The sequence below is a fragment of the Pseudomonas migulae genome (assembly GCF_043225285.1).
Classification (GTDB): Bacteria; Pseudomonadota; Gammaproteobacteria; order Pseudomonadales; family Pseudomonadaceae; genus Aquipseudomonas; species Aquipseudomonas migulae_C.
Genome location: NZ_CP171224.1, coordinates 5,363,434 through 5,390,149 on the forward strand (window position 1 = coordinate 5,363,434; position 26,716 = coordinate 5,390,149).

Genomic DNA, 26,716 nt, shown 5'->3' on the forward strand with positions numbered 1-26,716 from the left:
CTGAGACCATGTTCGAGAATTTCACCAAGACCATCACCAAGACCAGCGGTGCCGATATCGTCACTGTCGTGGGAGGCGAGGGTCCGCCCTTGCTGCTGATGCACGGCAACCCGTTCAACCACCTGTCCTGGCACAAGATCGCCCCCCGCCTGGCCAAGGATTTCACCGTGGTCTGCACCGACTTGCGCGGCTATGGCGACAGCTCGAAACCCGAAGGCGGCGGCGATCATTCGGCGTATTCGTTCCGCGCCATGGCCCAGGATCAGGTCGAGGTCATGCAGCAACTGGGCTTCGAGCAGTTCTATGCCGCCGGCCATGACCGTGGCGCGCGGGTCCTGCACCGCATGTGCCTGGACCATGGCGACAAGGTGCTCAAGGCCGGCTTCGTCGACATGCTGCCGCAGCACTATCTGCTCAACAACGTCACGCGCCAGTGGGGCAAATTCTCCTGGCACTGGTTCTTCATGACCCAGGACGCACCGACGCCAGAGCGCATGATGAATGCCGACCCGGAGTTCTTCATCCTGCGCAAGCTGTCGAAGACCGACCAGGGCACCAGCTTCTTCGGGCCTGAGGCGCTGGCCGATTACATCCGCTGCATCAAGAACCCGGCGACCACCCATGCGATGTGCGAAGACTATCGCGCCACGTTCGGCATCGACCTGGACATGGACACCGCCGACTACGACGCGGGCCGTCGCATCGACAACCCGGCGCTGATTCTCTGGGGCGAGAAGGGCGGCGTGGGCCGCAACCATAACGCCGCGGACATCTGGAGCCGCTACGCCACCAACATCGTGCAGACCGCCACCGTGCCTTCGGGCCATTACCTGCAGGAAGAGTGCCCTGACGAGACTTACGAGGTGCTCAGCGGTTTCTTCAAGTAACGCCATGACAGGCGGTCCGGGATGACCGCCTGCCCACTACAACTATAAAAAAAGGTGGAAAAAATGATTCCGACTACGCTGGCGCAAAAGCGCAGGGCAACGCTGACTTTCGTGTTGCTGTGCGTCATGGCCTTCATCATGTACGTGGACCGTACCAACCTCGCGGTCGCCGCCCCGACGATCAGCAAGGAGCTGGGTTTCAGCAACACCAACCTGGGCATGATGTTCTCCGCGTTTGCCATCGCCTACAGCTGCTTCATGATTCCCGGCGGCTGGTTCAGTGACCGGATCGGTTCACGCAAGGCGATGTTGCTGTACGGCATTATCTGGTCGGTCGCGACCATCGCCACGGGTCTGGTCAGTGGCCTGGTGGTGCTGGTGATCGCGCGTTTCGTGGTCGGCATCGGCGAGGCGCCGATCTACCCGACGGCGGCGCGCATGATCGCCCGCGCCATCCCCATCACCCAGCGCGGCACGGCGCAGGGCATGATGCATGCGTCGGGACGCCTGGCCAACGCACTGGCGCCGTTGATCGTGACGTTCATGATCATTCAGTTTTCCTGGCGCATGACCTTCGTCATCCTCGGTGTGGTGACGTTGATCTACATGTTCGTCATGTATTTCAGCCTCAGTGAATCGAAGAAACTGGTGGAGGCCACGGCCGCTGCCCCAGTGGTGCCGGTGGCCGCCATTCCCGTCAACTGGCCGCAAATGCTGCGCAGGGTCTGGCCGGCGGCGGCAACCTGCTTTTGCCATGGCTGGGTGTTGTGGTTTTTCCTCAACTGGATTCCGTCGTTCTTCACCCAGCGCTACGGCATGGACCTGACCCACACCGCGATGTTTTCGACCTTCGTGCTGCTCGGCGGCACCGTCGGCACGGCGGTGGGCGGCATGCTCTCGGACTGGCGCTTCAAGGTCACCGGCAACCGCCTGCGCTCCCGTCGCGATCTGATCATCTTCGGCTTCCTGGCCTCGATCATCGGCCTGATTCCGCTGATGTTCACCCACGATCTGATGATCTGCGCCTGCGGCCTGAGTTTCTCGTTCTTTTGCTCGGAACTGGCGGACTCGCCGCTGTGGGTGATCGGTACCGAGGTGTCCCACGCGCACTCCGCGACTTCCAGCGCCTGCACCTTTACCGGCATGGCATTGGCGGGTGCCGTGTCGCCGGTGGTGATTGGCTGGTTACTCGACATCACCGGCAATAACTGGTCGGTAGCCTTCGGCGCGTCGATTGCCGTGGTGTTGGCGGGGCCGGTCTTGGCGATGTTCATCACGCTGGACGACGAGCCGGCACCGGAGCCGGTTTCATCGCTGCATTCGAATGCGGCGATCACTCAGGGCTGAACGCTCTGACTGGCTGAACCCGCAGCGGCACGACATCAACCAGGATCGATGTCGTGCCGTTCGGTTTTACCGGGCCCCGGCGTTCAGTGCCGGCGAACGCGCGCCAAGCCTCATCAGCCAGTAATAGCTCAGCGCAGGCACCAGCAGCCCGACGATCCAGGCCAGGTCAACGCCGTCCAGCGCGCTGGCCACCGGACCGACGTACAAGGTGGTGTTCATGAACGGAATTTCCAGCGCTATCGCCAGCAGGAAGCTGCCACAGGCGATCCAGTTGATGCGGCCGTAGATCCCGTTCAGGTTGAAAATGTCGTCGATCCGGTACTGGCCTTTGCGCAGGCAGTAGTAGTCCACCAGATTGATCGCCGTCCACGGGATCAGGAAATAGCTCATGAAGAAAATGAAGTTGAGGAAGAAGCTGATGAAGTCATCCTGACTGATGGTGCACAGCGCCGTGGCCAGCAGGCTGATCAGCAACATGAACAGCCCGCGCACCCGTGGGGTGACCTTGAGTCGGGCGAAGGGCTCGATCACGGTGATGGTCGACATGAAGGCGCCATACAGGTTGAAGACGTTGATCGACACCTGGCCATAGAGAATGAAGACGAACAGCAGCACCGTACCGCTGCCGAACAGCCCGGCGACATGCCCGCCGACGTTGCTGGAAAAATCGCCGATGCCGACGCTGAGCATCGCCCCGAGAATCATCATCCACGCACCGCCGATGACGGTGCCGGCGTAGCTGTACCAGAACACCTGGGCGGTTGGCGTGCTGCTCGGCAGGTAGCGCGAATAGTCGGCGACGTAGGGCGCGTAGGACAGCTGCCAGGTCACCGCAATGCTCACCGCCACCAGAAATTTCGACAGCGAAAAACCCGTCGGCAACCATTGCTCCGCCGGTATCGGCAACTGCAAGGCGAGCAGCGTGGCGGTGCAGAACACCCCCAGCGACAGCAGCGACAACCACTTCTGCACGCGATGAATCAGGCGATAGCCATACAGCGCAACGACAAAGCACAGCGCACCGATCAGGCAGACATTGCCCGTCGCCGGCAACGGGCTGACGGATTCCAGGGCCTGGGCGGCGAGCAGCGTGTTACTGACGAAGAACCCGAGGTAGATCAACATCACGAACAGCAACGGCAGCACCGCGCCGAGCACGCCGAATTGCGCACGGCTCTGGATCATTTGCGGAATGCCGAGCTTGGGGCCCTGGGCGGAATGCGAGGCCATGAAAATCGCCCCCAGCAGTGAGCCGATGATGATTGCCAGTGCGCTCCAGAACAGGTTGAGCCCCATGACCACCGGCAACACGCCGGAGGCGATGGTGGTGATGTTCATGTTGGCGCCGAACCAGATGAAAAACAGCGAACCGGGCCGGCCGTGGCGTTCGGCTTCGGGGATGAAATCGATGCTTCTTTTTTCGACTTGCATGGCGATCACTCCTGAGTCCGGGCGAGGTGGGTGTTCAGACGGGCGATGGTGCTCTCGAATTCGTGCGGCTGATGGGCGAAGCAGTCCGGGTGTTCCGGGATCAGGCTCAGGTAATCGAGATGTTCCAGGGCGCGCAGGCACTGGCGGCTGGTGAGGATTTCCAGCGCGTAAACCCAGTTGGCCATGATCAACAGTGCGGAGTGATGCCCCGCGAGGGTGGTCGTGGTGCAGGCGTCGCTGACCAGGCGGATCCGGTAACCCAGCGCGAAGGCGTCGAACACGCTGCTGAGTACGCAGACATCGGTCAACACGCCGCTGATGATCAACGTGTCGACCTCCAGTGCCTTGAGCCGGGCATCCAGGTCCGTGCGGTGAAAGGCGCTGTAGCGGCCTTTGTCCACGATGTGCTCAGCGGGTTGCGGTGTCAGTTGGTCGAGGATTTCCACCTGCCGGGTACCGGCGCGGTAGCTGCTCGGGCCACCGTCGGCAGCCCGTGGCTCGCCGCGCGGCAGGTCGCTGCCGTCGGCCTGATTGATATGGCGGGTATAGATGACCGGTACCCGCTGATGGCGGGCGGTCTCGAGCAAGGCCGCCGTGTTGGCGACGACGGTGTCGAAGTGTTCGAGGACGAAACCGTCCTCCTGTTGCATGTCGATGATCAACAGCGCGTTTTTATTGTTCATTGGGCAAACCTGATCATGAGCCGAAGCACAATGCACCGTGCATACCGCGCCAGTGAGGCGGTATGAAGTGCGTGGGTTTCTATTCGGGCAGGCTCAGTAAACGGGTTGCCAGAAGCCGTTCTGCTTGGCGGAAACGCTGGCGCGCAGGCGCTTGAAATGGATATGCGAAGCGGTCCATTCACCGCGCAGGTAAGCCTGCTCGGCGCCGGAGGGAGGGGAGAGTGATGGGAGACGACCATTGAACATGGGAATCGATCCTACACGTCAGGCAACAATCCCTGTAGGAGCGAGCCTGCTCGCGATTGCGGTGTGCCAGACACATCAGTTTTGCCTGTCAGACCGTCATCGCGAGCAGGCTCACTCCTACAGAGGGAAGTGGGCTCAGCGGAACCTACACGTCAGGCTCAAAACCCTGTAGGAGCGAGCCCTGCTCGCGATTGCGGTGTGCCAGACACATCCATTTTGACGGTCAGACCGTCATCGCGAGCAGGCTCGCTCCTACAAGGGCGGTGGACTCAGCGGAACGCCGGGACCACGTGTTTGATAAACAGCTCCAGGGACTTTTTCTTTTCCGCGTGGGGCAGGCTGTTATCGCACCAGAAGCTGAACTCGTCGACCCCCAGTTCCTGGTAGTACTTGATGCGCGGAATGATTTCTTCCGGGGTGCCGATCATGGCGGTCTTGTGCAGGCTGTCCAGTGCGAACTCCGGACGCTCGGCGAATTTCTCCTCGGGGCTCGGTGCCAGGAAGCCGTTGACCGGGGTCTGCTTGTTGCCGAACCAGGCGTCGAAGGTGCGGTAGAAACGCGAGATCGCCTTGGCCCCGACTTTCCAGCCTTCAGGGTCATCGACCGCGTGGACGTGGGTGTGACGCAGCACCATCAGTTGCGGGCGCGGTACGTCCGGGTTGTTGTCCAGCGCGGTCTGGAATTTGTTCTTCAGGTCGAGGACTTCTTCATCGCCCTTCATCAGCGGCGTGACCATCACGTTGCAGCCGTTGGCCACGGCAAAGTTGTGCGAGTCCGGGTCGCGGGCGGCGATCCACATCGGCGGGTTCGGCTTCTGGATCGGCTTCGGCACGCTTGTGGAGGTCGGGAATTTCCAGATGTCGCCGTCGTGGGCGTAGTCGCCTTGCCACAGGGCGCGAACCACCGGGACCATTTCCCGCAGGGCCTGGCCACCGGACGAGGCGGGCATGCCACCGGCCATGCGGTCGAACTCAACCTGGTAAGCGCCACGGGCCAGGCCGACTTCCATCCGGCCGTTGCTGATCACGTCCAGCAACGCGCATTCACCGGCTACCCGCAACGGGTGCCAAAACGGCGCAATGATGGTGCCCGCACCCAAATGGATCGTGGTGGTTTTGGCGGCCAGGTACGCCAGCAGCGGCATCGGGCTTGGCGAGATGGTGTATTCCATGGCGTGGTGTTCGCCGATCCAGACCGTGCTGAAACCACCGGCCTCGGCCATCAGGGTCAGTTCGGTCAGGTCCTCGAACAACTGACGGTGGCTGACGCTTTCGTCCCAGCGCTCCATGTGCACGAACAGGGAAAATTTCATGACGCTTACCTCGAATCTTTTGTTATCGGCCTGTCGACTGCGGGCCTGGTGCCTGGAATGAGCGCTGGGCGCTCCCGGGGGTTCTCGCCGCTGTGAAGCGCGTCGCGGAGTACGGCTGGTCGGCTGATTGATTATTGGTATACCATAATATGGAATATCCGCAAAATATTTCTCCCCGACGGTCGTATGACTCACCTCACAAGGAAGGCGAGCTAGATGAACATAAAACAAAAATTGATCCTGGCCTTTGCAGCGATCGCCAGCCTCCCGGTCATTCTGGTCGCTGTGCTGATCATCCTCAACGTGCGCCAGGAGGCACGGGAAACCTTTATCGACAGCAGTGGGCGGGAGATCCGTCAGGTCGAAAATGCCATGCAGCTGTTCTTCGAAGGCATCAGCCAGAACGTGGCCTACCTGGCTGCCCATCCGCAATTGCACAGCATCGACGGCGACGTGAAGCGCTACCTGGCCAGCGATGCCGCGCAAGTGGCGATGGGCGAACACGATCAGCAGCTGTTCCAGCTGTTCGCGGGGCTGGCCAAGAGTCATTCGGCCTATGCCTACCTGTCATTGGGCACCGAAGACGGCGGCTACGTGTTCTGGCCGGGCGACCCGAAACTGGCCGGTTACGATCCCCGAACACGCCCTTGGTACAAGACGGCCATGGCCCAACCGGGCAAGACGTTACGCACCGATGCCTATTACTGGGCGGCCGACAATGTGGTGCTGGTCAGCACGGTGCAAAGCTTCGCCAATGGCCTGGGCAGTCACGGCGGCGTGGTGAACATCGACGTTTCACTCAAGCAGCTCACCGATCTGGTCAAGCAGATCAAGCTCGGTGACAACGGCTACCTGATGTTGATGGAAGGCAACAACACGGTGCTGGTCGATCCGAACGAGCCGGCCCACAACTTCAAGAAACTCAGCGAGCTGGGCGACGGTTACCGTCAGTTGGGCGAGGCCGGCAAAGGCCTGGTCGAGGTCGAATTGGCGGGTGAGCGCTACATGGCTTTCGTATGGCCGTCCGAGGCATTGGGCTGGCGTTTTGTCGGGGTGGTCCGGGAAAGTGAAGTGATGGCCGGCGCCACTCGGCTCACCTGGATCATTGCGGCGATTGCCCTGATCTGTGCCGGACTCTTCGCGATGGCCGGGGCGTGGTTTGCCGGGCTGATCGTCAAACCGATCCGTGGCGTGGCCAGCGGCCTGGAAGGCATCGCGCAAGGCGAGGGTGATCTAACTGCGCGCCTGACGGTGCGCGGGCAGGACGAAACGGCGCAATTGGCGGGCTGGTTCAATCAGTTTCTCGAAGCGATCCGCACACTGATCCAGCGTATCGGCCAGGCGGCGGGGCAAATCCACAGCAGCTCCGGCAGTGCCACTGAGGTCTCGGTGGAAATGGCTGAAGTCGCCTCTCGCCAGCGTGAGGCGGTGGACATGGTGTCCACGGCATTTCATGAAATGGTCGCCACGTCCAACGAGGTCGCGCGCTCCTGCAGCCAGGCTGCTGACTCGGCCGACAACGGCCAGCGTCAGGCGCATACCGGGCAGCAGCAGATCGATGCGGCGGTGAATAACGTCGGGCGTTTGAGCCAGGAGATCGGCCATTCCGCCCAGGCGATGGAACAACTGGAACAGGACAGCAACGACATCCAGTCGATCCTTGGCACCATCCGCTCGATTGCCGAACAGACCAACCTGCTGGCCTTGAACGCGGCCATTGAGGCTGCGCGTGCCGGGGAGCAGGGGCGTGGTTTTGCGGTGGTGGCCGATGAAGTCCGGGCGCTGGCCAAGCGCACCGCGGACTCCACCGGTGAGATCGACGGCCTGCTCGGTAACCTGGCGCGGCGCACCCATCAGATGGGCAAGCAGATGCACGCCAGCCTGGAGGTGTCGCAGGAGACGGTGGTGTCGATCAACGAGGCGCGGGAAAGCTTCGGCCTGATCCGTGAGTCGGTGGATGTGATCCGCGACATGAACACCCAGATCGCCACGGCTGCGGAAGAGCAGCACCAGGTGGCGGAAGACATCAATCGGCACATCAGCCAGATTCACGGGGATGCGCAATTGGTTGCCAGCCTCGCGGACTCCACCCGCCAGGACGCGAAGAACCTGACGGCGTTGTCCGAGACCTTGAATCAGTTGGTCAGTCGTTTTCGCACCTGAACAACCGCCATCGCCGGCAAGCCGGCTCCTACAGGTTCGTGCCAGACAAACACCAATCCCTGTAGGAGCCAGCTTGCTGGCGATCCAGACGACGCGGTGTACCTGAACAACGCCCATCGCCGGCAAGCCGGCTCCTACAGGTTCGGTGTCGTGCCAGGTAAACATCAATCCCTGTAGGAGCCAGCTTGCTGGCGATCCAGACGACGCGGTGTACCTGAACAACCGCCATCGCCGGCAAGCCGGCTCCTACAGGTTCGGTGTCGTGCCAGGCAAACACCAATCCCTGTAGGAGCCGGCTTGCTGGCGATCCAGACAACGCGGTGTACCTGTACAACCGCCATCGCCGGCAAGCCGGCTCCTACAGGTTCGGTGTCGTGCCAGGCAAACACCAATCCCTGTAGGAGCCAGCTTGCTGGCGATCCAGACAACGCGGTGTACCTGTACAACCGCCATCGCCGGCAAGCCGGCTCCTACAGGTTCGGTGTCGTGCCAGACAAACATCAATCCCCGTAGGAGCCAGCTTGCTGGCGATCCAGACGACGCGGTGTACCTGTACAACCCCCATCGCCGCCACCCTTTCGCTTATGAAAAATCTTCACAAGTTCAATGAACAATGACCCGCTTATTCAGAGGTATCGAGCCGGTGCGTCTGTGATATTTTTTCACTAATCAAAGTGAGGAAGACAATCGTGGATAACCGGGCAGGCGAGATGCAGGTGTTTGTACGGGTCGTCGATGCCGGCAGCTTTTCGCAAGCGGCGCGGCAGATGCTGATGACCCCTTCAACGGTGAGCAAACTGATCGTTCGGCTGGAACTGCGCCTGGGTGTGCGTCTGCTGGAACGCTCGACGCGCAAACTGTCGCTGACCGATGAAGGGCGCATTTACTACGAACGCAGCAACGCGTTGCTGGCCGAACTCGACGATGTTGAAAGGGTCCTGGCACAAGGTGCACAGAAAGCCCGGGGGACCGTGCGCATCAATGCGTCGGTGGCGTTTGGGACGCTGGCGATTGAACCGAATCTGCCGGCGTTCTGGGAGGCTCATCCGAATATCCAGATCAACCTGTCCCTGTGCGATGACATCGTCGACATGTACCTGGACCGAACCGACGTCGCCTTTCGGGTGGGCGTGTTGACCGACTCGACGCTGCGCGCGCGGAGCATCGGTATTGCCCGGCGCAAGATGGTGGCTTCTCCTGGCTATCTGGAGAAATACGGCGTCCCCGAGACGCTCGAAGACCTCGCCGAGCATAACTGCCTGAGCTTCAATTTCCGCCGTTCCAGTCCCGTCTGGCCCATGCATCAGAACGGCCGCATCGTCGATCGCATCGTCCAGGGCAACCTGCAGGCGAACAATGGCGAGACGGTCAGGCGCATGGCAATCGCCGGTGTCGGGATTGCCCGATTGGCGGACTTTCACATTGATGAGGATCTGGCGACGGGGCGGTTGGTCGAGGTGCTGGCGCAAACCGGTCATGATTGCGAGGAAGTCCATGCGCTGTATCAGGGCGGGCAGCATGTGCCCCAGCGTATCCGGACGTTCCTCGACTTTATGGTGCCGCGCTTGCAGGCGTTCATGAACCGGGGATGAAGCGGTGGCGCGGAGGTTATAAAAACCTATTCCTGTAGGCGCCGGCTTGCCGGCGATCCACGCGACAGGGTGCCCCTGACTCACCGACGAGCAAACCGCCTGACTCGCGATACGTTAGCCAGCGCCAGGGCAAGAACAAACAGCCCAACACCGACAACCGTCAGGATGTTCTGTCCTTTTTCATCCAGGCATTGGGCCAACATCAAACACACCAGCGCTGCCAATTGAGTCAACAACAGCAGCGCATTCACGACAGAACGGGGGCTCATGGTGCGTCGCTCAACCCCATCGGCGCATCCACCCGCAAACGCAAGACATGAAAGGGCGGCTGACTGTCGTCTTCCCCCGCATTCAGCAACGGGTGGCGGTGCAACTGGTTTGCCGTGATGTAGAGCCACTTGCCCTGCGCATCCAGTTCGACCCCGTCAGGCCAGCCGAGCAAACGGTCGTCCTGAGCCAGAATCCGGTAGCCGGCCGGGGAGGCCAGCCCGATGGCACTGTTGGCGATGTCGGTCACATACACGTTGCCCTGCGCATCGACATCAAACCCGTCGCAATGCGGCTTCTCGCACCAGTATTCCACCGCTTCGCTCAACGGCGCGGTGCCAGCAGGTTGCGCAAGAAGATCCGTGGCGATCCGGTAAACCTGGCGCGTCGACATCGAACCGAAGTACACCCAGCGACCCAATGGGTCGATGGCGATGGGATTGAGGCCGTAGCGATAGGGTATGACTTCGCCGTCCGGTGTGCGCAGCGAAAGGGCCTTGCCATTGATCATCAACGGCACATCACCGGGCATCAGCCCCGGGTAGCATTCCAGCGAACGCCAGGACAGGCCGGTTTGCAGGTCGACCACGACGATGGCCGGGTAGTCGCTGGCCCCGCTCGGGTTCATGGTCATGTCGGCGATGTAGATACGTTGGCGGCGCCAATCGATGACAAAGTCCTGGGTAAAGGAACTGGCGCGCAACACGTTCTGTGGCAGCACGATCAGGCGGTGCAGGCACTGCTCGCGATCATTCCAGGCAATCAACCGCGGCTGCTGCCCCGGCGCCCCCATGTCGAGGATCCAGACCATGCCATCCGGGTCGGTGCGAATGCCGATCACCGCGGACATGCCACGACCATCCGCCGTCGGCCTGGCCGCCCAGGTGGCATCGGGATAAGCCGGATGTTCGCCGTCCTCGGTCACGGCCCGCACCGAGATGTCGGGTGCAATGATGGCCGACACGGACACCAGCACCCGACCGTCCGGCATCACGGTCGGATTACCGGGACGCTCGACCGGAAAGGTCGCGAAAATCTCCAGTGGGCCGCTGTTCATGGCTTCGCCTGCACGAACGATTCGGCGGTGCCGCTCGCAGGGTCGACAAAAATGATGTCGCTTGGATCACGTCGCGGGGTGTCGACCGAGACCATGAACAACGGGTGTTCGAGGATCTGCGGCATACCGTGGATGGTGAACTTCTTGAAGAACAGCATCTCCCCCGGACCCACCTCGAACTCTTCGCGGTCGCCCATGAAAAAGGTCGCGCGCCCGGACAGCACAATCAGGTACTCGTCACAGGTGGCGTGGTAGTGCGCAGGCGTCGGGTGATACACACGAAAGACCCGGGCGCTGGCTTCGTCTTCGTCGGTCAGACGGGTGTCGACCAGCAGCGTTTCAGCGGTTTCGGGGAAGGTCTTGACGATCTCGTCGAGATTGAAAGAGGCGTGGGGAGCTGCCTCGACCAGTTTTTTTCGGGTGTTTGCTTCGGTCATCTTGAAACCCTCATTCAGGCGTCTGTCGAAGACGCTGTGATGTGTTTGTGGGTTCAGGATAGGGACTGGGTGGATGGCCGAGAACGCCGTGGACGTGCACAAGATTTGAGAATAAAAATAACAATTCGGCCCGCAGGCATGCGCGTCGGGACGCCGGGCTTTTGCGAATTCAATTCCAAACAGCTACGCCCGAAGGCGCGTTTCTGACGCACACGGCCTGCGGCATAGTGACGAATACTCACTCATGCTTCCCGCTGTGCCGGAGACAAAAAATGCAAGTCAGAGCTGCCGTTCTAAGACACATGAATGTTGCGCCGCCGTATGCCCAGAGCAAACCGATCAGCATCGAAACCATCGAACTCGCACCACCGGGACCAGGCGAAGTGCTGGTGCGGATCCGTGCCGCGGGCCTGTGCCATTCGGACCTGTCGGTGATCAATGGCGACCGCCCGCGGCCGATGCCGATGGCGCTCGGTCATGAAGCGGCGGGAGTGGTCGAGGCGCTCGGCGAAGGGGTCAGCGATCTGGCGCCGGGCGATCACGTGGTCATGGTGTTCATGCCCAGTTGCGGCCACTGCCTGCCGTGCGCTGAAGGTCGGCCGGCACTTTGCGAGCCGGGGGCGAAAGCGAATGCGGCCGGTACGCTGATCACCGGCTCGGTGCGCCTGAGCAGTTCGGCCGGGCACGTCCATCACCATCTGGGCGTCTCGGCGTTTGCCGAGTACGCGGTGGTGTCACGCAATTCCGTGGTCAAGATCGACCGGGACCTTCCGTTTGTTGAAGCGGCGCTGTTTGGCTGTGCGGTGCTGACAGGCGTCGGTGCCGTGGTCAATACCGCGCAGTTGCGAGTGGGCTCGACCGCCGTGGTCATCGGTTTGGGCGGTGTCGGCCTCGCATCGGTGTTAGGGGCGAGGGCGGCCGGGGCAAGCAAAATCATTGCGGTCGACCTGTCGCCCGACAAGCTCGCGCTGGCCAGGGAAGTGGGCGTCACGGCGGTGGTCAATGGCGGTGATCCGGATGCAGTCGAGCAGGTTCTGCAACTGACTGCGGGCGGCGCCGACTACGTGTTTGAAATGGCCGGCTCGATCCGCGCGCTGGAAAACGCCATGAAAATGACCCGGCGTGGCGGCATGACCGTGACCGCCGGTCTGCCACCGCCCGGTTCGGCGCTGCCGGTCAACGTCGTTCAACTGGTGGGGGAGGAGCGCACGCTCAAAGGCAGCTACATCGGCACCTGTGTGCCGATCCGCGATATCCCGCGTTTCATCGAGCTTTACCGGGATGGCCGCCTGCCGGTGGATCGGCTGCTCAGTGGCCGGCTTAAACTGGACGACATCAACGAAGGCTTCGACCGTCTGCACGATGGCAGCGCGGTGCGTCAGGTGATCGAGTTCTGACCAGTAACAGGGACTATTACCAAGTATTAAGTGTGTGAGGAGATGATCGCTTGATCATCTCCTTTTTTATTGCGGCTAAATAAACACGCCTTGTTTAAATCAGTCTTTTTCGGTTGCGGCGCGATAAAAACGGGCCATGCCTCAACCATCGGTGAATGCGCTTCACAAGTCATTGTCGGCCTGTGTCCTCTCCTGACTATGGTGTGGGGCAAGTCCTTCTGCTAGAGCATTCGCTCTTGTCTTTTAGTCAATATTGTTTTCGTTTTCCTGCGGTTTATCTCCGGTAAGTGGTGCTGGAAAATCCTGTCCATCCTGATCACTACCGAGATTTTTTCACATGACTTATTTCAAGAAAGTTGTTGCCGTACTTGCCACCTTGAGTGCTCTTTCTGCGTCGTTTGCAGTGAGCGCGGAAGAGTCGGGCGCCTTTGTCGATCGCAATAAAACACTGAATGAACGCTCTGTCGAAAGTTGATCAGGCCATGCCTGATCAATTAACCGAGTTTCAGTTTTAGCCACTTCGGAGCGTCAATAAGTGAACTTGCATATAACGGGTAACCCACCCGCATCCCCAGTCAAATCGAAGCGGATAAAAGGTGCGGCGTTTGCAGCGCTCAGCCTTGCCCTGGCGGTTGCGTTGAGCGGTTGCGGGCCGGATAAAGACAGCAACGTGGCCGTCACCCCGAGCGTCACGGTCAGTCAGCCGCTCCAGTCGGTGATCACCGACTGGGACAGTTTTACCGGACGCTTCGAGGCGACCGATTCGGTCGACGTGCGTTCGCGGGTCAGCGGCTATCTGGAGAAAGTCGCGTTTCAGGACGGTGCCATCGTCAAGAAAGGCGATTTGCTGTTCGTGATCGATTCGCGCTCCTTCCAGGCCGCCGTGGTCCAGGCGCAAGGCAAGCTGGCGCAGGTGCGTTCGCAACTGGCCCTGGCGGAGCAGGAGTTTGCACGGGCCAACGTCCTGATCGAATCCAGAACCATTGCGCGCAGCCTCTATGACCAACGTTTGCAAGCGCGTCAGGCAGCGCAGGCCGAGGTGCTGAGTGCCGAAGGCGCATTGAGTGCCGCGAAACTGGACCTGGAATTCACCCGCATCACCGCGCCCATGAGCGGGCGCATTAGCCGCAAGCTGATCAGCGAGGGCAACCTGGTCAACGGCGGCAACAGCAGCGCCACGTTGCTGACCACCATCGTCTCGATTGACCCGATCGATATCTACTTCGATATCGATGAGCAGAGTTACCTCAAATACCGCCGCCAGACCCCTGCGGCCGCCAACCAGAGCCAGGTGCGCATCGCCCTGCCGGGTGAAGTCGAGCCGAGCATGACCGGGCGCATGGACTTCATCGACAACCGCCTCGATCCGTCGACCGGGACCTTGCGGCAGCGGGCCCGGGTCAGTAACCGGGACCTGCGCCTGAGCCCGGGGCAATTTGGTCGGGTGCAGTTCTCCAGCCAGGCGCCATACCCGGCGCTGCTTCTGCCCGACACCGCGATCAGCATCGATGCGACGCGCAAGGTCGTGTATGTGCTCAATGCGCAGAACAAGGTCGAAGTCCGTCCGGTGACCCTGGGCAAACTGCATGACGGTTTGCGCGAAATCGCCAGCGGCTTGCAGGCGCAGGATCGGGTCATCGTCGATGGCCTGCAACGTGTGCGGGCCGGTGATACGGCGATCGGCGAGGACCGCTCGCTGGCCCGCACGGCGCAGAACGCGACTCACCAGGAGGCGCCGCTATGAGCCTGGGACGCACGTCCATCGAGCAACCGGTCCTGGCAATTGTGCTGTCGATCGTCCTGATGATCATCGGCGGCCTGGCCTACCTGGTGTTGCCGACGTCCGAGTACCCGGACATCGCGCCGCCCACCGTTGTCGTCACCGCGACCTATCCCGGGGCGTCGGCGCAGACCGTGGCCGAGACCCTGGCGATTCCCATCGAGCAGGAGGTCAACGGTGTCGAAGACATGCTCTACATGTACAGCCAGGCGACGTCCGACGGCAGCCTGAACCTGACGGTGACGTTCAAAAGTGGCACCGATGTCGACAAGGCGCAGGTGCTGGTGCAGAACCGTGTGGCGCTGGCGACGCCGCGTTTGCCCGAGCCGGTGCAGCGCAGTGGCGTGACGGTGCGTAAATCGTCGCCGACACAGCTGTCGACGATCTTCATTTCCTCGCCCAAGGGCACTTACGACCAGTTGTATGTCTCGAACTTCGCGATCCGTAACGTCGCCGATGTGCTCAAGCGGATCGATGGCGTCGGCGACATCAACCCGTTGGGGGCGCGCGAGTACTCGATGCGGATCTGGCTTGATCCGGAGCGTGTCGCGGCATTCAACCTGACACCCGCCGACATCATTGCCGCGGTGCGTGCGCAGAACACGCAAGTGGCTGGCGGGGTGATCGCCCAGCCACCGGTGGCCTTCCAGGCGTTTCAGCCGAACCTTATCTTCGAGGGTCGCCTGAAAGAACCGGCGGATTTCGACAACATCGTCCTCAAGTCGGGTACGGCCGGGCGCCTGGTGCGCCTCAAGGATGTGGCCCGCACGGAAATCGCCGGGCTGGCCTACGTCAACAACACCTACTACCTGCGCAACCCGGCCATCGGCCTGCAAGTGTTGCAACGCCCGGGTGCCAACGCGCTGGCGACAATGAAAGTGGTCGAAGCGACCATGGAAAAAATCGGCAAGGAGTTCCCTGAAGGCATCGAATACAGCATCGGTTACAACCCGACGGCGTTCATTGCCGACAGCATCGGCGAGCTCGGCAAGACCATCTACGAGGCGGTCATCCTCGTGGTGCTGGTGATCATGGTTTTCCTGCAAGGCTGGCGGCCGTCGATCATTCCGATCCTGGCCATTCCGGTCTCGCTGGTGGGCACCTTTGCGGTCATGGCGATGCTCGGTTATTCGATCAACAACCTGACCCTCTTCGGGCTGGTGCTGGCCGTGGGCATCGTGGTCGATAACGCCATCGTGGTGGTGGAGAACGTCGAACGACACCTGGCCGAGGGCAAGAGTCCGCTGGAAGCGACCATTGTCACCATGCAGGAAATCGGTGGTGCGTTGATCGCCATTACCCTGGTGCTGTGTGCGGTGTTCATTCCGACGGCGTTCATTCCCGGTATCTCCGGTGAGTTTTTCCGCCAGTTCGGGGTAACGATTGCAGTGGCCACGGCGATTTCGCTGTTCAACTCGGTGACCCTGTCGCCGGCGCTGGCGGCGATGATCCTGCGCCGGCATGCACCACAAGCGCATCACGCCGCTAAAACAGGCGTGCTCAAACGGGCGGCTGAGGGCTTCAACCGGGGCTTCCTGAAACTCTCCTCGGGCTATGCCGGCAGCGTGCGCGGCCTGGTGGCCAGAACACCGTTGATGCTGGCGATCTACGCGGTGCTGATCGCCGCGACTGCCTACCTGTTGGTGTCGACGCCCAAGGGATTCATCCCGGTTCAGGATCGAGGCTACCTGGTGGTCATCGTGCAACTGCCCGATGGTGCATCGCTGGAGCGCACCAACGAAATCTCGCAGCAGATCGAGGCGATTGCCCTGCAGGTGCCAGGCGTGGACCGGGTGCCAACGTTCTCCGGGTTCTCGATGGTGACCGGCACCAGTTCCTCGAACTCGGCGGGCCTGGCGCCGGTGTTCCAGCCGTGGTCCGAGCGAAAAGTGCACGGACTGACCTCGGACCGGATCGCCGAAGACTTGCGTGAACGTTTGAAAGTGGTCAGCGGTGCGACGGTGATTGTTGCCACGCCACCGCCGGTTCAAGGCTTGGGCAGCACCGGTGGTTTCTCCATGCGTTTGCAGGACACTGCCGGGCTGGGCACCGAAGCCCTGGCCAAAGCGACCGACGACCTGATTGCTGCCGCCAATGCCACCCAGGGCATGACCGGCGTGTACTCGCCGTTCTCGGCCCGCACGCCACAGGTGTTCGTTGAGCTGGACCGTGAACGGGCAGAAATGCTCGGCGTGCCGAGCAGCCAGATCAACCAGGCCATCGAAACCTACTTTGGTTCGTCGTACATCAACGACTTCAACCTCGTCGGGCGGACTTATCGCGTCACGGCGCAGGCTGACCTGCCGTACCGCGTCACGCCGGAAGATCTGGCGCGGGTCAAGGTGCGCAACGATGCCGGGCAGATGGTGCCGATTGCCAGCGTGACGCGTTTGCATGAGGCGCTGGGGGTGGAGCGATTCCCGCGCTACAACCTGTTCCCGACGGCGGAAATCAACGGCGATACCTTGCCCGGCCTGGGTTCCGAATTCGGCATCAAGACCATGGAGCGCCTGGCAAAAGAGACGCTGCCGGCCGGTATCACTTATCAGTGGACCGATCTCAGTTACCAGCAGACCACGGCGGGCAACATGGGGCTGTTGGTGTTCCCGCTGTGCGTGATCTTTGTCTACCTGGTGCTGGCGGCGCAGTACGGCAGCTGGAGCCTGCCCCTGGCGATCCTGCTGATCGTGCCGATGTGTCTGCTGGCGGCTGCCGGTGGCGTGCGCCTGATGGGACTGGACATCAATATCCTGACGCAGATCGGTTTCATCGTACTGGTGGGGCTGGCGGCGAAGAACGCGATTCTGATCGTCGAAGTGGCGAGGCAGCAGGAGAAGGAAGGCCAGGGCATCGTCGATGCCGTGGTGGAAGCGTGTCGCCTGCGTTTGCGTCCGATCCTGATGACATCGCTGGCTTTCGTCCTGGGTGTGCTGCCGTTGGTGATGTCCGAGGGCGCGGGTTCCGAAATGCGTCAGGCCGTCGGTTCGGCGGTGTTCTTCGGGATGATCGGCGTCACGTTGTTCGGCCTGTTGTTTACCCCGGTGTTTTATGTGCTGATCCGTCGCCTCGCGGGCGGCGAGCGTCAGGCGAAGGTCACTTCCATCCATTCTGAACAGGGCGTGGCCCATGAATAACTTTCTTCGCACTCCCGGCCTGGTGCTGGGGGCGGCGCTGCTGAGCGCCTGTGCTGCACCGGTCATGCCGCCCCGGTCCGAGGTGCCGGTGGAGCGTTTCGTCAACGCTCAAACCGCACAGCCGACAGGCGTCACCGACCTTTGGTGGACGCGTTATCAGGACCCGTTGCTGGACCGTCTGGTCGAGCGTGCCCTGGGACAGAACCTTGACCTGCAGATGGCCCTGGCACGGATCGATGCCGGGCGCGCGCTGCGCAACATCAGTGCGGCGTCGGGCAGCCCGCAGGTTGATCTCGGGGCGAGTGCCGCACGTCAGCGGATCTCGGCGGATCAGGCGGGTTTCAGTGATTCGCTGATCACCGAACCGGTCTCGGCCGGGCTGAGTGCCGCCTGGGAGATCGATCTGTTCGGACGCATTCGCGAAGGTGTGCGGGCCGCGGATGCGGACCTCGACGCGACCGAGGAAGAGGCGCGGGGTGTGCGGGTGGCCTTGATCACTGAAGTGGTGCAGGCCTACGCCGAGGCGCGCGGGCTGGAGGAACGCCTGGCGATCGTCAAGCAAAGTGCGGCCAGTCAGGCGGAAACGCTGCAGCTCACCGAGCAACTGTATGCGGCCGGGGATACGCCGGAAGCGGACGTCCTGCGTGCGCGCTCGCAATCGGATACCACTGCCGCTCAGGTGCCGGCACTGCAACTGGAGTGGCAACGTTCGCTGCATCGGTTATCGGTATTGCTGGCCCTGCCGACGGAGCGTTTGTACCAGCAATTCAAGGACAGCCCGGCGCAGGTTTCCACTGTTTCGTTAATGGACGCCGGCACGCCGGCGGACCTGCTGCGCCGTCGACCGGATATCCGCGCCGCGGAGGCACGTTTGATTGCAGCGTATGCGCGGGTCGGGGTGGCCAAGGCTGATCTGTTGCCACGCTTGAGCCTCTCCGCTGCGCTGGGGTCGCTGGTCGATGGCGTGAGCGCTGCCAGTCTGGCGGGGTCGACATTCTGGCTGGCCGGTTTGAATGCCAGCGTGCCGGTGCTCGATGGCGGTCGTCGGCGCAACGTGGTGGACCTGCGCGATGCGGAGGCGCGGCAGGCGTTGTTGAGTTACCGGCGTACCGTGTTGACAGCGGTTGCCGAAGTGGAATCGGCGCTGGCCGCTGCGCAACGCAATACCGAACGCCAGGCATCCCTGGCCAGCGCGGCCAGCCAGGCCAGCGCCGCCGCCGCGCAGATTCAACGCGCCTGGCAGGCCGGGGAGACGCCGTTTCTGGATGTGCTCCAGGCGCAGCGGGTGCAACTGGCGGCGCAGAATGCATTGTCCCGGGTCAAGACGGCGCAGTGGCAGAATCAGGCGACGTTGGTGAATGCGTTGGGTGGGTAAAGCGGGGGGGGACCTGAACAACCGCCATCGCCGGCAAGCCGGCTCCTACAGGTTCCGTGTTGTGTCAGGCAAACATCGATCCCTGTAGGAGCCAGCTTGCTGGCGATCCAGGCGACACGGTGTACCTGAACAACCGCCGCTCCTACAAGTTCGCGGGGCGTGCGGGATTACGGAGCGATCGATCCGGAGTGATCGGAACGCTGCCCCGTTTTTCCGCGACGACCAGCTCCCTAGCATGGCTCCACTCATTACCGTGGAGTTTCCCATGAACGATCTGCAGGCTTTACCGGCCGCCGCTGCGCTCGCGCAAACGCAGCCATCCTCCTGGCGCGACTGGCTTTCGGTGTTTTCCGTGGCCCTTGGCGCCTTCGCCTTTGTCACCACCGAATATTTGCCGGTGGGCATCCTGCCGCAAATCGCCAACAGCCTGGGCATCACCGACGGCGTGGCGGGGTTGATGGTGACCGTGCCGGGGATCGTCGCGGCCGTCGCGGCACCGGCGATCATGCTCGGCGCCGGGCGGATGAACCGTCGTCACCTGTTGCTGCTGTTGACCCTGTTGCAGGTGGTGTCGAACCTGGTGTCGGCGTTCGCGCCGTCGCTGGTGATCATGCTGTTGGGCCGCGCCTTGCTGGGCGTCGCGCTGGGCGGGTTCTGGGCGGTGGCGATTGCGGTGGCTGCGCGTCTGGTCAGTGAATCTCGCGCGGCCAGGGCCACGGCGCTGATCTTCGCCGGAATCACCCTGGCGACGGTGTTTGGCGTGCCGTTCGGGACGTTCCTGAGCACGTTGTTTTCCTGGCGCGTGTCGTTCGCGGTGGCGGCGGGTCTGGCGTTGCTGGCGTTTATCGCACAAGGCCTGACCTTGCCTTCGCTGCCTTCACGTGAAGGCTTGCGCGTGCGGGCGCTGCTGGATTTCCTGGCGCGCCAAAACGCCCGGCGCAGCATGTTGCTGTTGGCGTTGGTGGTCGCCGCCCACTTTTCGGCCTACACCTACATCGCGCCGTTTCTCAGCCGCGAAGCGGGCTTCTCGGCGAGCGCGATCACGTCGGTGCTGCTGGGGTTTGGCCTGGTCGGCATGCTGGCCAATTTCGCCATGGCCAGCGGGGTAGCCCGGCATCTGCGGGCGTCATTGGGCGCGGTGGTGTTGCTGATGATCATTGCGCAGCTGGCATTGCCGCAGCTGCAAGGGATCGGCGTGGTGTTGGCGGTGTTGCTGTGGGGCATTGCCTATGGCGCCATTCCGCTGGGCGTGAGCACCTGGATGCAACTGACCTCGCCGCAATTGCCCGAGGCCAGTTCGGCGATGCTGGTCACCATGTTCCAGGTGGCCATCGCCTCAGGCTCGCTGTTTGGTGGCCTGATGGTTGATCATCACGGCGTGCCGTCGGCGCTGTGGCTGGGGGCCGGCATCGGCTTGACGGGACTGGCGGTGATGCTCAGTTTCGGCGTCGGCAAAACCCCGATTGCCGAAGCCCTGCAACGCTGAATTCAGCCTTTGAGAATGTTGTCCTTGAAGTAGTCGATCAACACACGCAACCGGGGTGCGGTCTGCTTGGACGCAGGCCAGAGCATCCACAGGTTGCCGCTGTGGTCCGTGTAATCCTCCAGCACCACCTTCAGCCTGCCGTCGGCCAATGGCTGGCGGATTGAAAAATCCGGCAGGCAGGCAATCCCCACCCCATCGATCGCCAGGTACGTCAGCGGGTCCATCGTGGTGCAGGTCATCGACTTCGCCAGGTTCGGCTCGATGTGCGTTTCGCCGATGCGCAGCGGCCAACGCTCGATCATCCCCGTCGCCGGAAACTTGTGCAGCAGGCACACGTGATCGATCAGTTCGTCCGGGTGTGTCGGGTTGCCATTGCGCTCCAGGTACGCGGGCGACGCCACCAGCTGCAGTTGATAGCCCCCCAGCTTGCGCGCCATCAATCGCGAATCCTGCGGTGCGCCCGTGCGGATCACCGCGTCGAAACCTTCCTCGATCACATCCACCATGCGGTCCGACATGTCCACGTCCAACTCGATGTCCGGGTAGGCGCGGATGAACCCGGCGAGCACCGGCATGATCAACACGTTCTGGATCGGCACGCTGATGCGCACTTTGCCCCGGGGATTGGCGGACAGCTCCAGCAACTCCATTTCCGCCGCTTCCACTTCGCTGAGGATGCGTTTGCAGCGGTCGAGAAACAGCTCGCCTTCGGTGGTCAGGGTGACGCTGCGGGTGCTGCGATGAAACAGGCGCACGCCCAGGCGCTCCTCCATCCGCGCGACGCTCTTGCCCACTGCCGAGGCGGAGATTTCCAGCAGGCGGCCGGCTTCGGTGAAGCTGCGGGTTTCCGCCACCTGGATGAAGGCAGTGATGCCGCTGAGGCTGTCCATCATGGGCGGTGTGCTCGGTGCGGGGGAGGGTTAACGCAGAGTAGAGGCGGGCGGGGGATTTGCAAAGCGGGGGGATTGAATGGGGTGTTTTTTCAGGGAGATCGAGTTGCCGCCAATCGCGAGCAGGCTCGCTCCTACAGTGGATTTTCAGTGAACACCCAATGCGTGTCCGACGAAGATCCACTGTAGGAGCGAGCCTGCTCGCGATGGCGGCTGAACAGTCAGCGAAGAGCTTAGGCAGTGGCCTGATAGAACGGGTAATCAGTAAACCCAACCTCAGTGCCGCCATAGAACGTATCGCGGTCATACGCATTCAATGGCCGATCATGACGAATGCGCTCCGGCAAATCCGGGTTGGCAATGAAATCCCGCCCGAACGCCACCAGGTCCGCATCCCCAGCGAGCAGAATCTGCTCCGCCGAGGCCGCCGTAAAACCACCGGCCGCGATGATCACGCCGTCGTAATGCCGACGAATCAACTGCGCCGCCACCGGGTTCTGATCCTTGCTCTCATCAATCGAATTCCCCAATACCCGCGGCTCGATCAGGTGCAGGTACGCCAGTTTCATCGGTGCCAGTTGCTCGGCAACATAGACAAACAAAGCCTCTGGATCACTGTCCTTCATGTCGCCGAAATTGCCGCTCGGCCCAAGGCGCACCGCCACCCGATCACTGCCCCACACCGCAATCACTTCACGGGTGATGTCCAGCAGGAAACGCGCTCGCTTGGCGATGGTGCCACCGTAGGCGTCGGTGCGATGGTTGCTGCCGTCCTGCAGGAACTGGTCGATCAGGTAACCATTGGCGCCGTGGATTTCCACGCCGTCAAAACCGGCTTCCAGGCCACGTTGTGCTGCGCTGCGGAAATCTTCGACCAGCGCCACCACTTCCGCTTCGCTGAGCGCGCGGTGCGGGGTACTCGGCACCCAGCCGCTGGCGGTGTAGGCCACGCCGTTGTAGTCGACGGCAGAAGGCGCGACCGGTTGCGCGCCATTGGGTTGCATGTCGCTGTGGGACTGGCGGCCGGCGTGAAACAGTTGCAGGAAAATCTTCCCGCCCTTGGCGTGGACCGCCTCGGTGATGGCCTTCCAGCCAGGGATCTGCGCATCGTTGTACAAGCCCGGCGAACCGAGGTAACCGTTGCCGGTGGTGGACACCACGGTGGCTTCGGAAATGATCAGCCCGCCGTCGGTAGCCCGCTGCGAGTAATACTCGGCCATCAACGCGCCGGGCACGTCGCCGGGCTCGGAACGCATGCGTGTCAGCGGTGCCATGACCACGCGGTGGGAGAGCGGATTCGGGCCGATCTGGATCGGGGAAAGCAGGGTAGGGTGATTCATGGTGACCTCCAGTAAATGTCTGGAGGTCACCTTAGGTGAGTCGCAACAGGAGAAAAACGGGCCAGCGATCCAGACTCTCCGGACGTTCAACTCCATAATCGATGGGCGCCCGGTCCGTAATGCGCGAACCGGGCGTCAATTGGGGTTACTTCAATGCACGGCGATCGGTGCGGTCACGGTCTTGCCCAAGGCCGAGCGCACGGTGATCGTCGGGCTCGGTGTCGGGCCGTCGCCCGTTGTGGTGACGGACAACCTCCAGCGCGCACCGGTACCGCTTGGCGTGAGCGTCGCGGTGCCCAGGTTGAGCTGGCCGCCCGTGGTCGATGCACTGACGGTGATGCTGTTGCCCGCCGCCCGCGAAGTCGTCCCGGCCAGGTCCCAGGTGTAGCGATTGTTGCTGCGCACGCTGACGGAGGCGCTGGTCACCAACAGGTCTTCATTGACCGCCGCGGCGCCGCTGACCGCTACGGACACTGTCGCCGGTTTCGCCGACACCGCGCCCAGTTTGTCGCGGGCTTCGTAGGTGAACAGTGCCGTGAACGGCGCCGCTACCGTGGCCGGCGGTGTGTAGAACACGCGAACACCGTCGGTGCTGACCGAGCCCTGGCCCGAGTCCGGCTGGGTCAGGCCAACCACCTGGAGCGGCAGGTTACCGTCGGGATCAGTGTCGTTGACCAGCACGTTAATCGTCACCGGCTGGCCGTTGCTGTTGGTGGCGCTGTCATTGTTGGCCACGGGTTGTTTGTTCGGGCCTTCATGATCATCGTCGTCACCGCCGGTGCGGAAGGTCGGCAGTGCAGCAGAGTTCACGTAGGTGACCCCGTCCCAACCGGGCAACGGCGTGGGCATCAACTGGAACTGCCCCGGATGCTCGACATCCCAGCGCAACAGCATCGACGAGTCTTCGTGCTGGGTGTTGTGGCAGTGTTCCATGTAGGTGCCGGCGAACTCGCGGAAGTGAATGGCCATTTCGACATCCACCGAACTGTCGATGCCCTCGCCGATGCGATAAACATCCTTGCGCGCCCATTTTTCCCATTCCGGCGGCGCCTTGCCGTCGCGGCTGAGGATCACGCCTTCTTCGAAATGCACATGCACCGGGTGGTTCCAGCCGTTGCCGCCGTTGACGATTTTCCACACTTCAAGCGTGCCGTCGCCGGAGAACCCGGCATCGGTCGGGCCGTTGGCCAATTGCGGGGCGGCACTGAGCCGGCGCGGATCCATGTCGTAGCCAAAACCACCGTCGGTCTTGACCGTCCAGGGCGCTTCGTCGGTGCCGTCGGAGCGACCGAAGATGAACTCGCGATGCCGCGCCACTTTGAGCTTGGCCTGATCGCTGGGGTTGTCGCGATCGATGGTCAGCGGGATCATGACTTTTCCGGCGGGCTTGCCCGGTTTGGCTGGCTCATAAGCCACCGGGTCCATGCTCAGGTCCTGGCCGGAATAGGGTTGCACCAGCAGTTGCAGGAACTTGCCCACCACCGGGTCGCCCTTGTCCCATTGCGGGCCTTTGCTGGTCTGTTTGATCACCGCTTTGTATTTCTCCGACAGCACGTCGGCCAGGGCCAGTTCGTTTTTCTCCGGGCCCTTGCCGGTCTTGTGTTCCAGCAGGTTGACGAAGTACAGCTTGTCCCCCGGCTTGATGCCGTTTTTCGCAAAGTTGACGATGATGTCGAAGCGCTCGGCAATGCCTTGGGTGGGCAGGATTGCATTGTGGTCCTGCAGGTCGCCATCGCCGTCCAGGTCCATGCTGCCGTCGAAGGGCACGCTGTGTTCCATGAGGTTGCCATCGTTGCCGACCATGTGGAACGGCACGCGGTTGTAGGAAATCCCAGAGCCTGAAGGGCCCTGGAACTCGCCGCTGTTGCCGCTGATTTCCCGCACCAGGGCAAGCTTCAGATAGCGCGACACCGAGCCGTTGAGGATGCGGAAACGGTAGCTGCGCGCGCGAACTTTCAGGCGTGGCTGGTACTGCCAGTTGACCAGGATCTGATCGCCGAGAAAGCCGTCGGTGTTGAACGGGTTGAACCACAGCTGGCCGTTTTCGTCCCAGGCCTTGTCGGCGACCACCAGGTTCACGTCGTAATCGCGGTTGCCCCAGGGCATTGCCGAGCCACTGGGCAAGCGCAGGTTGACGCCGTCGTCGATGGCCTCGTTGCCGCGATCGAGGGCGCTGTAGTAGTTCATCATCACCGCGTTGCCCTTGTAGACGTTCTGCGCGGTGAAATCGAGCATGTGGTCGTGGAACCAGTGGGTGCTCATGGTTTCACGCCAGTCGCCGCGGATCCTGATCGTGCCGTTCTCGCAGGTTTTCAGCCCGGGACTGGCATCGTTGACGTAGAGCTTTTCCCCCGGCGAGCAGGGGAACGCCGCGCGTGGATCCTGCGCGTTGGTGTTGATCGTGTCGTAACCGGCCAGTTGCAGCGGCCAGCGATAGTCGTAGTACTGGCCCGGAAAGAAAAACGCATTGGCATAGCCGTCACTTTCGGCCGGAGAGTGGCCGTTATGTTCGTGGGTGCTGATGGTGTGCAGGCCGAAACCGGCGTTGGCCGCAGGATCGATCGGCAGCGCGTTGTAGTGCCGCATCAGCAGCGGTTGGCCATAGCGGACCATGAGCAGTTTGGGCGGTACGGTGCCGTCGAAGGTCCACAGCGAGTTGTGATTTTGCACCGGCATTTTCGAGTGGAAACGCACGTCGATGGCCTTGGTGGTGCCGGCGGTTTCCGGGATGTCGGAGGTCTGGTAGTAGAGCCCGCCGGGGGCGAACTCTCCCTTGGCGTAGTTGTGCAATTGTTGCCGGTCGCGCAAGCCGAGGTTGGTCCGTGCACCGGCTTGCACGGTCTTGAACTGCACTTGCGGGTAGAACTCGTTCCAGCGCTGGTGCGACCAGCCTTTTCCCGGTGGCCGGCCCTCTGCCGGTGAACCTACCGGATGGCGGTTGAGGAAGGTTTCGATCTGCGCTTTCCAAGGGTTGCGGTCCAGCACATTGGAAAATTGCGACGGAAACGGGAACAACCCCGGCTGCCGCAAAAAGGCATCCAGTGCGGCGCTCGACGGGCCGCTGCGGGCGACGTTGTTCGGGTCTTGCTGCGGCGCCGGGCCGAGGGTCGGCACGGGAAACGTCAGCGTCGGCGGCGGGGTGGTCGGGTCGAGTTTTTCCCCGCCGAACTCTTCGAACAGCAGCAGTTGCTGAGTGAACGGTTCGGCACCGAACAACGGGCTGGGTTTGCCGTTGGTGGGGAAGTTGAACGACGTCTGCACGGCGGGAGGCAGCACGTTGTCGGCACGCGGCGTATCGCGGTCGCCGAACACGCCGTTGGGCAGGGCGAGGGCGCCTTGATTGGCTTCCGGCAAGGTTTTCAGGGCTTCCAGCGCCGCCGCGGGATCGGCTGGCGGGTTGTTGAATGCCGACGGATCGGTCGGTGGCGGTGGCCCGAAGTCATCGAGCGGAACGGCATTGGCCGCCGTCAGGCTGAATGTCATGAGCATCACCGAAGTGATGCCCTGCGCCCGGAAAAAGCCGGACGACTTGTTCGCAGGAACTGAGCTTTTCATGGTGGTTCTCTGGGGGCATGCCGGGGTGTCGGCACTGGCGGAAAACCTCGACGCAAAAGCTGAGCCATTGCCTGAAAATGTAACCAGATCAAGGTGTTGGGCTGAAATCGGGGCGGGGAAAGTGTTAACGGAATTTATCAGCTGGGGGATATTCCTCACTCTTGGGGAGGGCAACCTCGAGTCGGTTGAAATGTCCTGCGACCGGTAATCCGCAACCTTGCATCTGCCTCCCGGCCGCCATCGCCGGCAAGCCGGCTCCTACAGTTGATCGCCATACGGCAAATTTCCCTTGTAGGAGCCAGCTTGCTGGCGATAGCGCCAGAACATCCGCCACAG

Annotated in this window: 20 protein-coding genes and 2 pseudogenes; 12 read left to right on the forward strand and 10 right to left on the reverse strand. The window is 62.1% G+C overall.

The window, feature by feature from the left end:
* Positions 1-8 precede the first annotated feature (8 nt).
* Both ACF6ZU_RS24665 and ACF6ZU_RS24670 read left to right on the forward strand, forming a co-directional pair.
* Positions 9-887 (forward strand): alpha/beta fold hydrolase, encoded by an 879-nt coding sequence (locus ACF6ZU_RS24665; protein WP_392887847.1) that lies wholly within the window; start codon positions 9-11, stop codon positions 885-887.
* Positions 888-950: 63 nt separating this feature from the next.
* Positions 951-2,234, forward strand: coding sequence for an MFS transporter (locus ACF6ZU_RS24670; RefSeq protein ID WP_392887849.1), 1,284 nt, complete (start codon positions 951-953; stop codon positions 2,232-2,234).
* A 66-nt stretch (positions 2,235-2,300) separates the two neighbouring features.
* Here the strand turns inward: ACF6ZU_RS24670 and ACF6ZU_RS24675 are convergent, their stop codons facing one another.
* The 4 genes from ACF6ZU_RS24675 to ACF6ZU_RS24690 form a co-directional block, all read right to left on the reverse strand.
* Positions 2,301-3,665 carry a purine-cytosine permease family protein gene (locus ACF6ZU_RS24675; RefSeq protein ID WP_392887851.1) on the reverse strand — a complete coding sequence of 455 codons (1,365 nt, stop codon included), beginning with the start codon at positions 3,663-3,665 and terminating at the stop codon, positions 2,301-2,303.
* A gap of 5 nt (positions 3,666-3,670) precedes the next feature.
* Positions 3,671-4,348: an isochorismatase family cysteine hydrolase gene (locus tag ACF6ZU_RS24680; protein ID WP_392887854.1), complete on the reverse strand. Its 678-nt coding sequence runs from the start codon at positions 4,346-4,348 to the stop codon at positions 3,671-3,673.
* A 93-nt stretch (positions 4,349-4,441) separates the two neighbouring features.
* Positions 4,442-4,594, reverse strand: a complete 153-nt coding sequence (locus tag ACF6ZU_RS24685) for a hypothetical protein (RefSeq protein WP_392887856.1) — start codon at positions 4,592-4,594, stop codon at positions 4,442-4,444.
* A gap of 269 nt (positions 4,595-4,863) precedes the next feature.
* On the reverse strand, positions 4,864-5,907 hold the full coding sequence (locus ACF6ZU_RS24690; RefSeq protein ID WP_392887858.1) for an LLM class flavin-dependent oxidoreductase: 1,044 nt from the start codon (positions 5,905-5,907) through the stop codon (positions 4,864-4,866).
* A gap of 492 nt (positions 5,908-6,399) precedes the next feature.
* Here ACF6ZU_RS24690 and ACF6ZU_RS24695 point away from each other — a divergent pair.
* From ACF6ZU_RS24695 to ACF6ZU_RS24705, 3 genes and pseudogenes are all read left to right on the forward strand, one after another.
* Positions 6,400-7,164 (forward strand): annotated as a pseudogene (locus ACF6ZU_RS24695) (cache domain-containing protein); the annotation flags it as partial.
* A 309-nt stretch (positions 7,165-7,473) separates the two neighbouring features.
* A pseudogene (locus ACF6ZU_RS24700) lies at positions 7,474-8,070 on the forward strand (methyl-accepting chemotaxis protein); the annotation flags it as partial.
* A 689-nt stretch (positions 8,071-8,759) separates the two neighbouring features.
* Positions 8,760-9,662 carry a LysR family transcriptional regulator gene (locus tag ACF6ZU_RS24705; RefSeq protein ID WP_392887860.1) on the forward strand — a complete coding sequence of 301 codons (903 nt, stop codon included), beginning with the start codon at positions 8,760-8,762 and terminating at the stop codon, positions 9,660-9,662.
* 80 nt (positions 9,663-9,742) lie between these two features.
* Here ACF6ZU_RS24705 and ACF6ZU_RS24710 read toward each other — a convergent pair whose 3' ends face one another.
* Genes ACF6ZU_RS24710 through ACF6ZU_RS24720 form a run of 3 tightly spaced genes read right to left on the reverse strand, consistent with a single transcriptional unit; the run spans position 9,743 to position 11,423 of the window.
* Positions 9,743-9,931 carry a hypothetical protein gene (locus ACF6ZU_RS24710; protein WP_392887862.1) on the reverse strand — a complete coding sequence of 63 codons (189 nt, stop codon included), beginning with the start codon at positions 9,929-9,931 and terminating at the stop codon, positions 9,743-9,745.
* Positions 9,928-10,986, reverse strand: a complete 1,059-nt coding sequence (locus ACF6ZU_RS24715) for an L-dopachrome tautomerase-related protein (RefSeq protein ID WP_392887864.1) — start codon at positions 10,984-10,986, stop codon at positions 9,928-9,930. Before ACF6ZU_RS24715 ends, ACF6ZU_RS24710 begins: the two co-directional genes overlap by 4 nt.
* Positions 10,983-11,423, reverse strand: a complete 441-nt coding sequence (locus tag ACF6ZU_RS24720; protein ID WP_392887865.1) for a cupin domain-containing protein — start codon at positions 11,421-11,423, stop codon at positions 10,983-10,985. Before ACF6ZU_RS24720 ends, ACF6ZU_RS24715 begins: the two co-directional genes overlap by 4 nt.
* 272 nt (positions 11,424-11,695) lie before the next feature.
* Between ACF6ZU_RS24720 and ACF6ZU_RS24725 the strand changes: the two genes are divergently transcribed.
* From ACF6ZU_RS24725 to ACF6ZU_RS24750, 6 genes are all read left to right on the forward strand, one after another.
* A complete protein-coding gene (locus ACF6ZU_RS24725; RefSeq protein ID WP_392887867.1) occupies positions 11,696-12,820 on the forward strand; it encodes a zinc-dependent alcohol dehydrogenase family protein in 1,125 nt (374 codons plus the stop codon).
* Positions 12,821-13,157: 337 nt separating this feature from the next.
* Positions 13,158-13,295, forward strand: a complete 138-nt coding sequence (locus tag ACF6ZU_RS24730; protein WP_392887869.1) for a hypothetical protein — start codon at positions 13,158-13,160, stop codon at positions 13,293-13,295.
* A gap of 60 nt (positions 13,296-13,355) precedes the next feature.
* The gene (locus ACF6ZU_RS24735; RefSeq protein WP_392887871.1) at positions 13,356-14,564 is read left to right on the forward strand and encodes an efflux RND transporter periplasmic adaptor subunit; all 1,209 of its coding nucleotides are present in this window, start codon (positions 13,356-13,358) and stop codon (positions 14,562-14,564) included.
* Positions 14,561-17,734 (forward strand): efflux RND transporter permease subunit, encoded by a 3,174-nt coding sequence (locus ACF6ZU_RS24740; RefSeq protein WP_392887873.1) that lies wholly within the window; start codon positions 14,561-14,563, stop codon positions 17,732-17,734. The genes ACF6ZU_RS24735 and ACF6ZU_RS24740 overlap by 4 nt, the downstream gene beginning before the upstream one ends.
* The gene (locus tag ACF6ZU_RS24745) at positions 17,727-19,109 is read left to right on the forward strand and encodes an efflux transporter outer membrane subunit (protein WP_392887875.1); all 1,383 of its coding nucleotides are present in this window, start codon (positions 17,727-17,729) and stop codon (positions 19,107-19,109) included. The genes ACF6ZU_RS24740 and ACF6ZU_RS24745 overlap by 8 nt, the downstream gene beginning before the upstream one ends.
* Positions 19,110-19,374: 265 nt before the next feature.
* The gene (locus ACF6ZU_RS24750) at positions 19,375-20,595 is read left to right on the forward strand and encodes an MFS transporter (protein ID WP_392887877.1); all 1,221 of its coding nucleotides are present in this window, start codon (positions 19,375-19,377) and stop codon (positions 20,593-20,595) included.
* Positions 20,596-20,597: 2 nt separating this feature from the next.
* Here ACF6ZU_RS24750 and ACF6ZU_RS24755 read toward each other — a convergent pair whose 3' ends face one another.
* The 3 genes from ACF6ZU_RS24755 to ACF6ZU_RS24765 all read right to left on the reverse strand — a co-directional run bounded on the left by ACF6ZU_RS24755 (position 20,598) and on the right by ACF6ZU_RS24765 (position 26,380).
* Complete coding sequence (locus ACF6ZU_RS24755; protein WP_392893911.1) at positions 20,598-21,485, reverse strand: LysR family transcriptional regulator; 888 nt, start codon at positions 21,483-21,485, stop codon at positions 20,598-20,600.
* A 233-nt stretch (positions 21,486-21,718) separates the two neighbouring features.
* Complete coding sequence (locus tag ACF6ZU_RS24760) at positions 21,719-22,825, reverse strand: alkene reductase (RefSeq protein ID WP_392887879.1); 1,107 nt, start codon at positions 22,823-22,825, stop codon at positions 21,719-21,721.
* Positions 22,826-22,975: 150 nt separating this feature from the next.
* Positions 22,976-26,380: an Ig-like domain-containing protein gene (locus ACF6ZU_RS24765; protein WP_392887881.1), complete on the reverse strand. Its 3,405-nt coding sequence runs from the start codon at positions 26,378-26,380 to the stop codon at positions 22,976-22,978.
* On the opposite strand from ACF6ZU_RS24765, the gene ACF6ZU_RS24770 reads away from it, so the two are divergent.
* Complete coding sequence (locus ACF6ZU_RS24770; RefSeq protein WP_392894015.1) at positions 26,307-26,588, forward strand: hypothetical protein; 282 nt, start codon at positions 26,307-26,309, stop codon at positions 26,586-26,588. The two genes, ACF6ZU_RS24765 and ACF6ZU_RS24770, sit on opposite strands and share 74 nt — an antisense overlap.
* Positions 26,589-26,716: the final 128 nt, after the last annotated feature.

What these genes read in the sequence shown, in the direction of transcription:
- ACF6ZU_RS24745 (WP_392887875.1), top strand. Translation starts at nt 17,727, where the DNA reads ATGAATAACTTTCTTCGCACTCCCGGCCTGGTGCTGGGGGCGGCGCTG.
- ACF6ZU_RS24770 (WP_392894015.1), top strand. Translation starts at nt 26,307, where the DNA reads ATGAGCATCACCGAAGTGATGCCCTGCGCCCGGAAAAAGCCGGACGAC.
- ACF6ZU_RS24685 (WP_392887856.1), bottom strand. Translation starts at nt 4,594, where the DNA reads ATGTTCAATGGTCGTCTCCCATCACTCTCCCCTCCCTCCGGCGCCGAG.
- ACF6ZU_RS24760 (WP_392887879.1), bottom strand. Translation starts at nt 22,825, where the DNA reads ATGAATCACCCTACCCTGCTTTCCCCGATCCAGATCGGCCCGAATCCG.
- ACF6ZU_RS24710 (WP_392887862.1), bottom strand. Translation starts at nt 9,931, where the DNA reads ATGAGCCCCCGTTCTGTCGTGAATGCGCTGCTGTTGTTGACTCAATTG.
- ACF6ZU_RS24715 (WP_392887864.1), bottom strand. Translation starts at nt 10,986, where the DNA reads ATGAACAGCGGCCCACTGGAGATTTTCGCGACCTTTCCGGTCGAGCGT.
- ACF6ZU_RS24665 (WP_392887847.1), top strand. Translation starts at nt 9, where the DNA reads ATGTTCGAGAATTTCACCAAGACCATCACCAAGACCAGCGGTGCCGAT.
- ACF6ZU_RS24670 (WP_392887849.1), top strand. Translation starts at nt 951, where the DNA reads ATGATTCCGACTACGCTGGCGCAAAAGCGCAGGGCAACGCTGACTTTC.
- ACF6ZU_RS24690 (WP_392887858.1), bottom strand. Translation starts at nt 5,907, where the DNA reads ATGAAATTTTCCCTGTTCGTGCACATGGAGCGCTGGGACGAAAGCGTC.
- ACF6ZU_RS24680 (WP_392887854.1), bottom strand. Translation starts at nt 4,348, where the DNA reads ATGAACAATAAAAACGCGCTGTTGATCATCGACATGCAACAGGAGGAC.
- ACF6ZU_RS24730 (WP_392887869.1), top strand. Translation starts at nt 13,158, where the DNA reads ATGACTTATTTCAAGAAAGTTGTTGCCGTACTTGCCACCTTGAGTGCT.
- ACF6ZU_RS24765 (WP_392887881.1), bottom strand. Translation starts at nt 26,380, where the DNA reads ATGAAAAGCTCAGTTCCTGCGAACAAGTCGTCCGGCTTTTTCCGGGCG.
- ACF6ZU_RS24755 (WP_392893911.1), bottom strand. Translation starts at nt 21,485, where the DNA reads ATGGACAGCCTCAGCGGCATCACTGCCTTCATCCAGGTGGCGGAAACC.
- ACF6ZU_RS24720 (WP_392887865.1), bottom strand. Translation starts at nt 11,423, where the DNA reads ATGACCGAAGCAAACACCCGAAAAAAACTGGTCGAGGCAGCTCCCCAC.
- ACF6ZU_RS24750 (WP_392887877.1), top strand. Translation starts at nt 19,375, where the DNA reads ATGAACGATCTGCAGGCTTTACCGGCCGCCGCTGCGCTCGCGCAAACG.
- ACF6ZU_RS24675 (WP_392887851.1), bottom strand. Translation starts at nt 3,665, where the DNA reads ATGCAAGTCGAAAAAAGAAGCATCGATTTCATCCCCGAAGCCGAACGC.
- ACF6ZU_RS24740 (WP_392887873.1), top strand. Translation starts at nt 14,561, where the DNA reads ATGAGCCTGGGACGCACGTCCATCGAGCAACCGGTCCTGGCAATTGTG.
- ACF6ZU_RS24725 (WP_392887867.1), top strand. Translation starts at nt 11,696, where the DNA reads ATGCAAGTCAGAGCTGCCGTTCTAAGACACATGAATGTTGCGCCGCCG.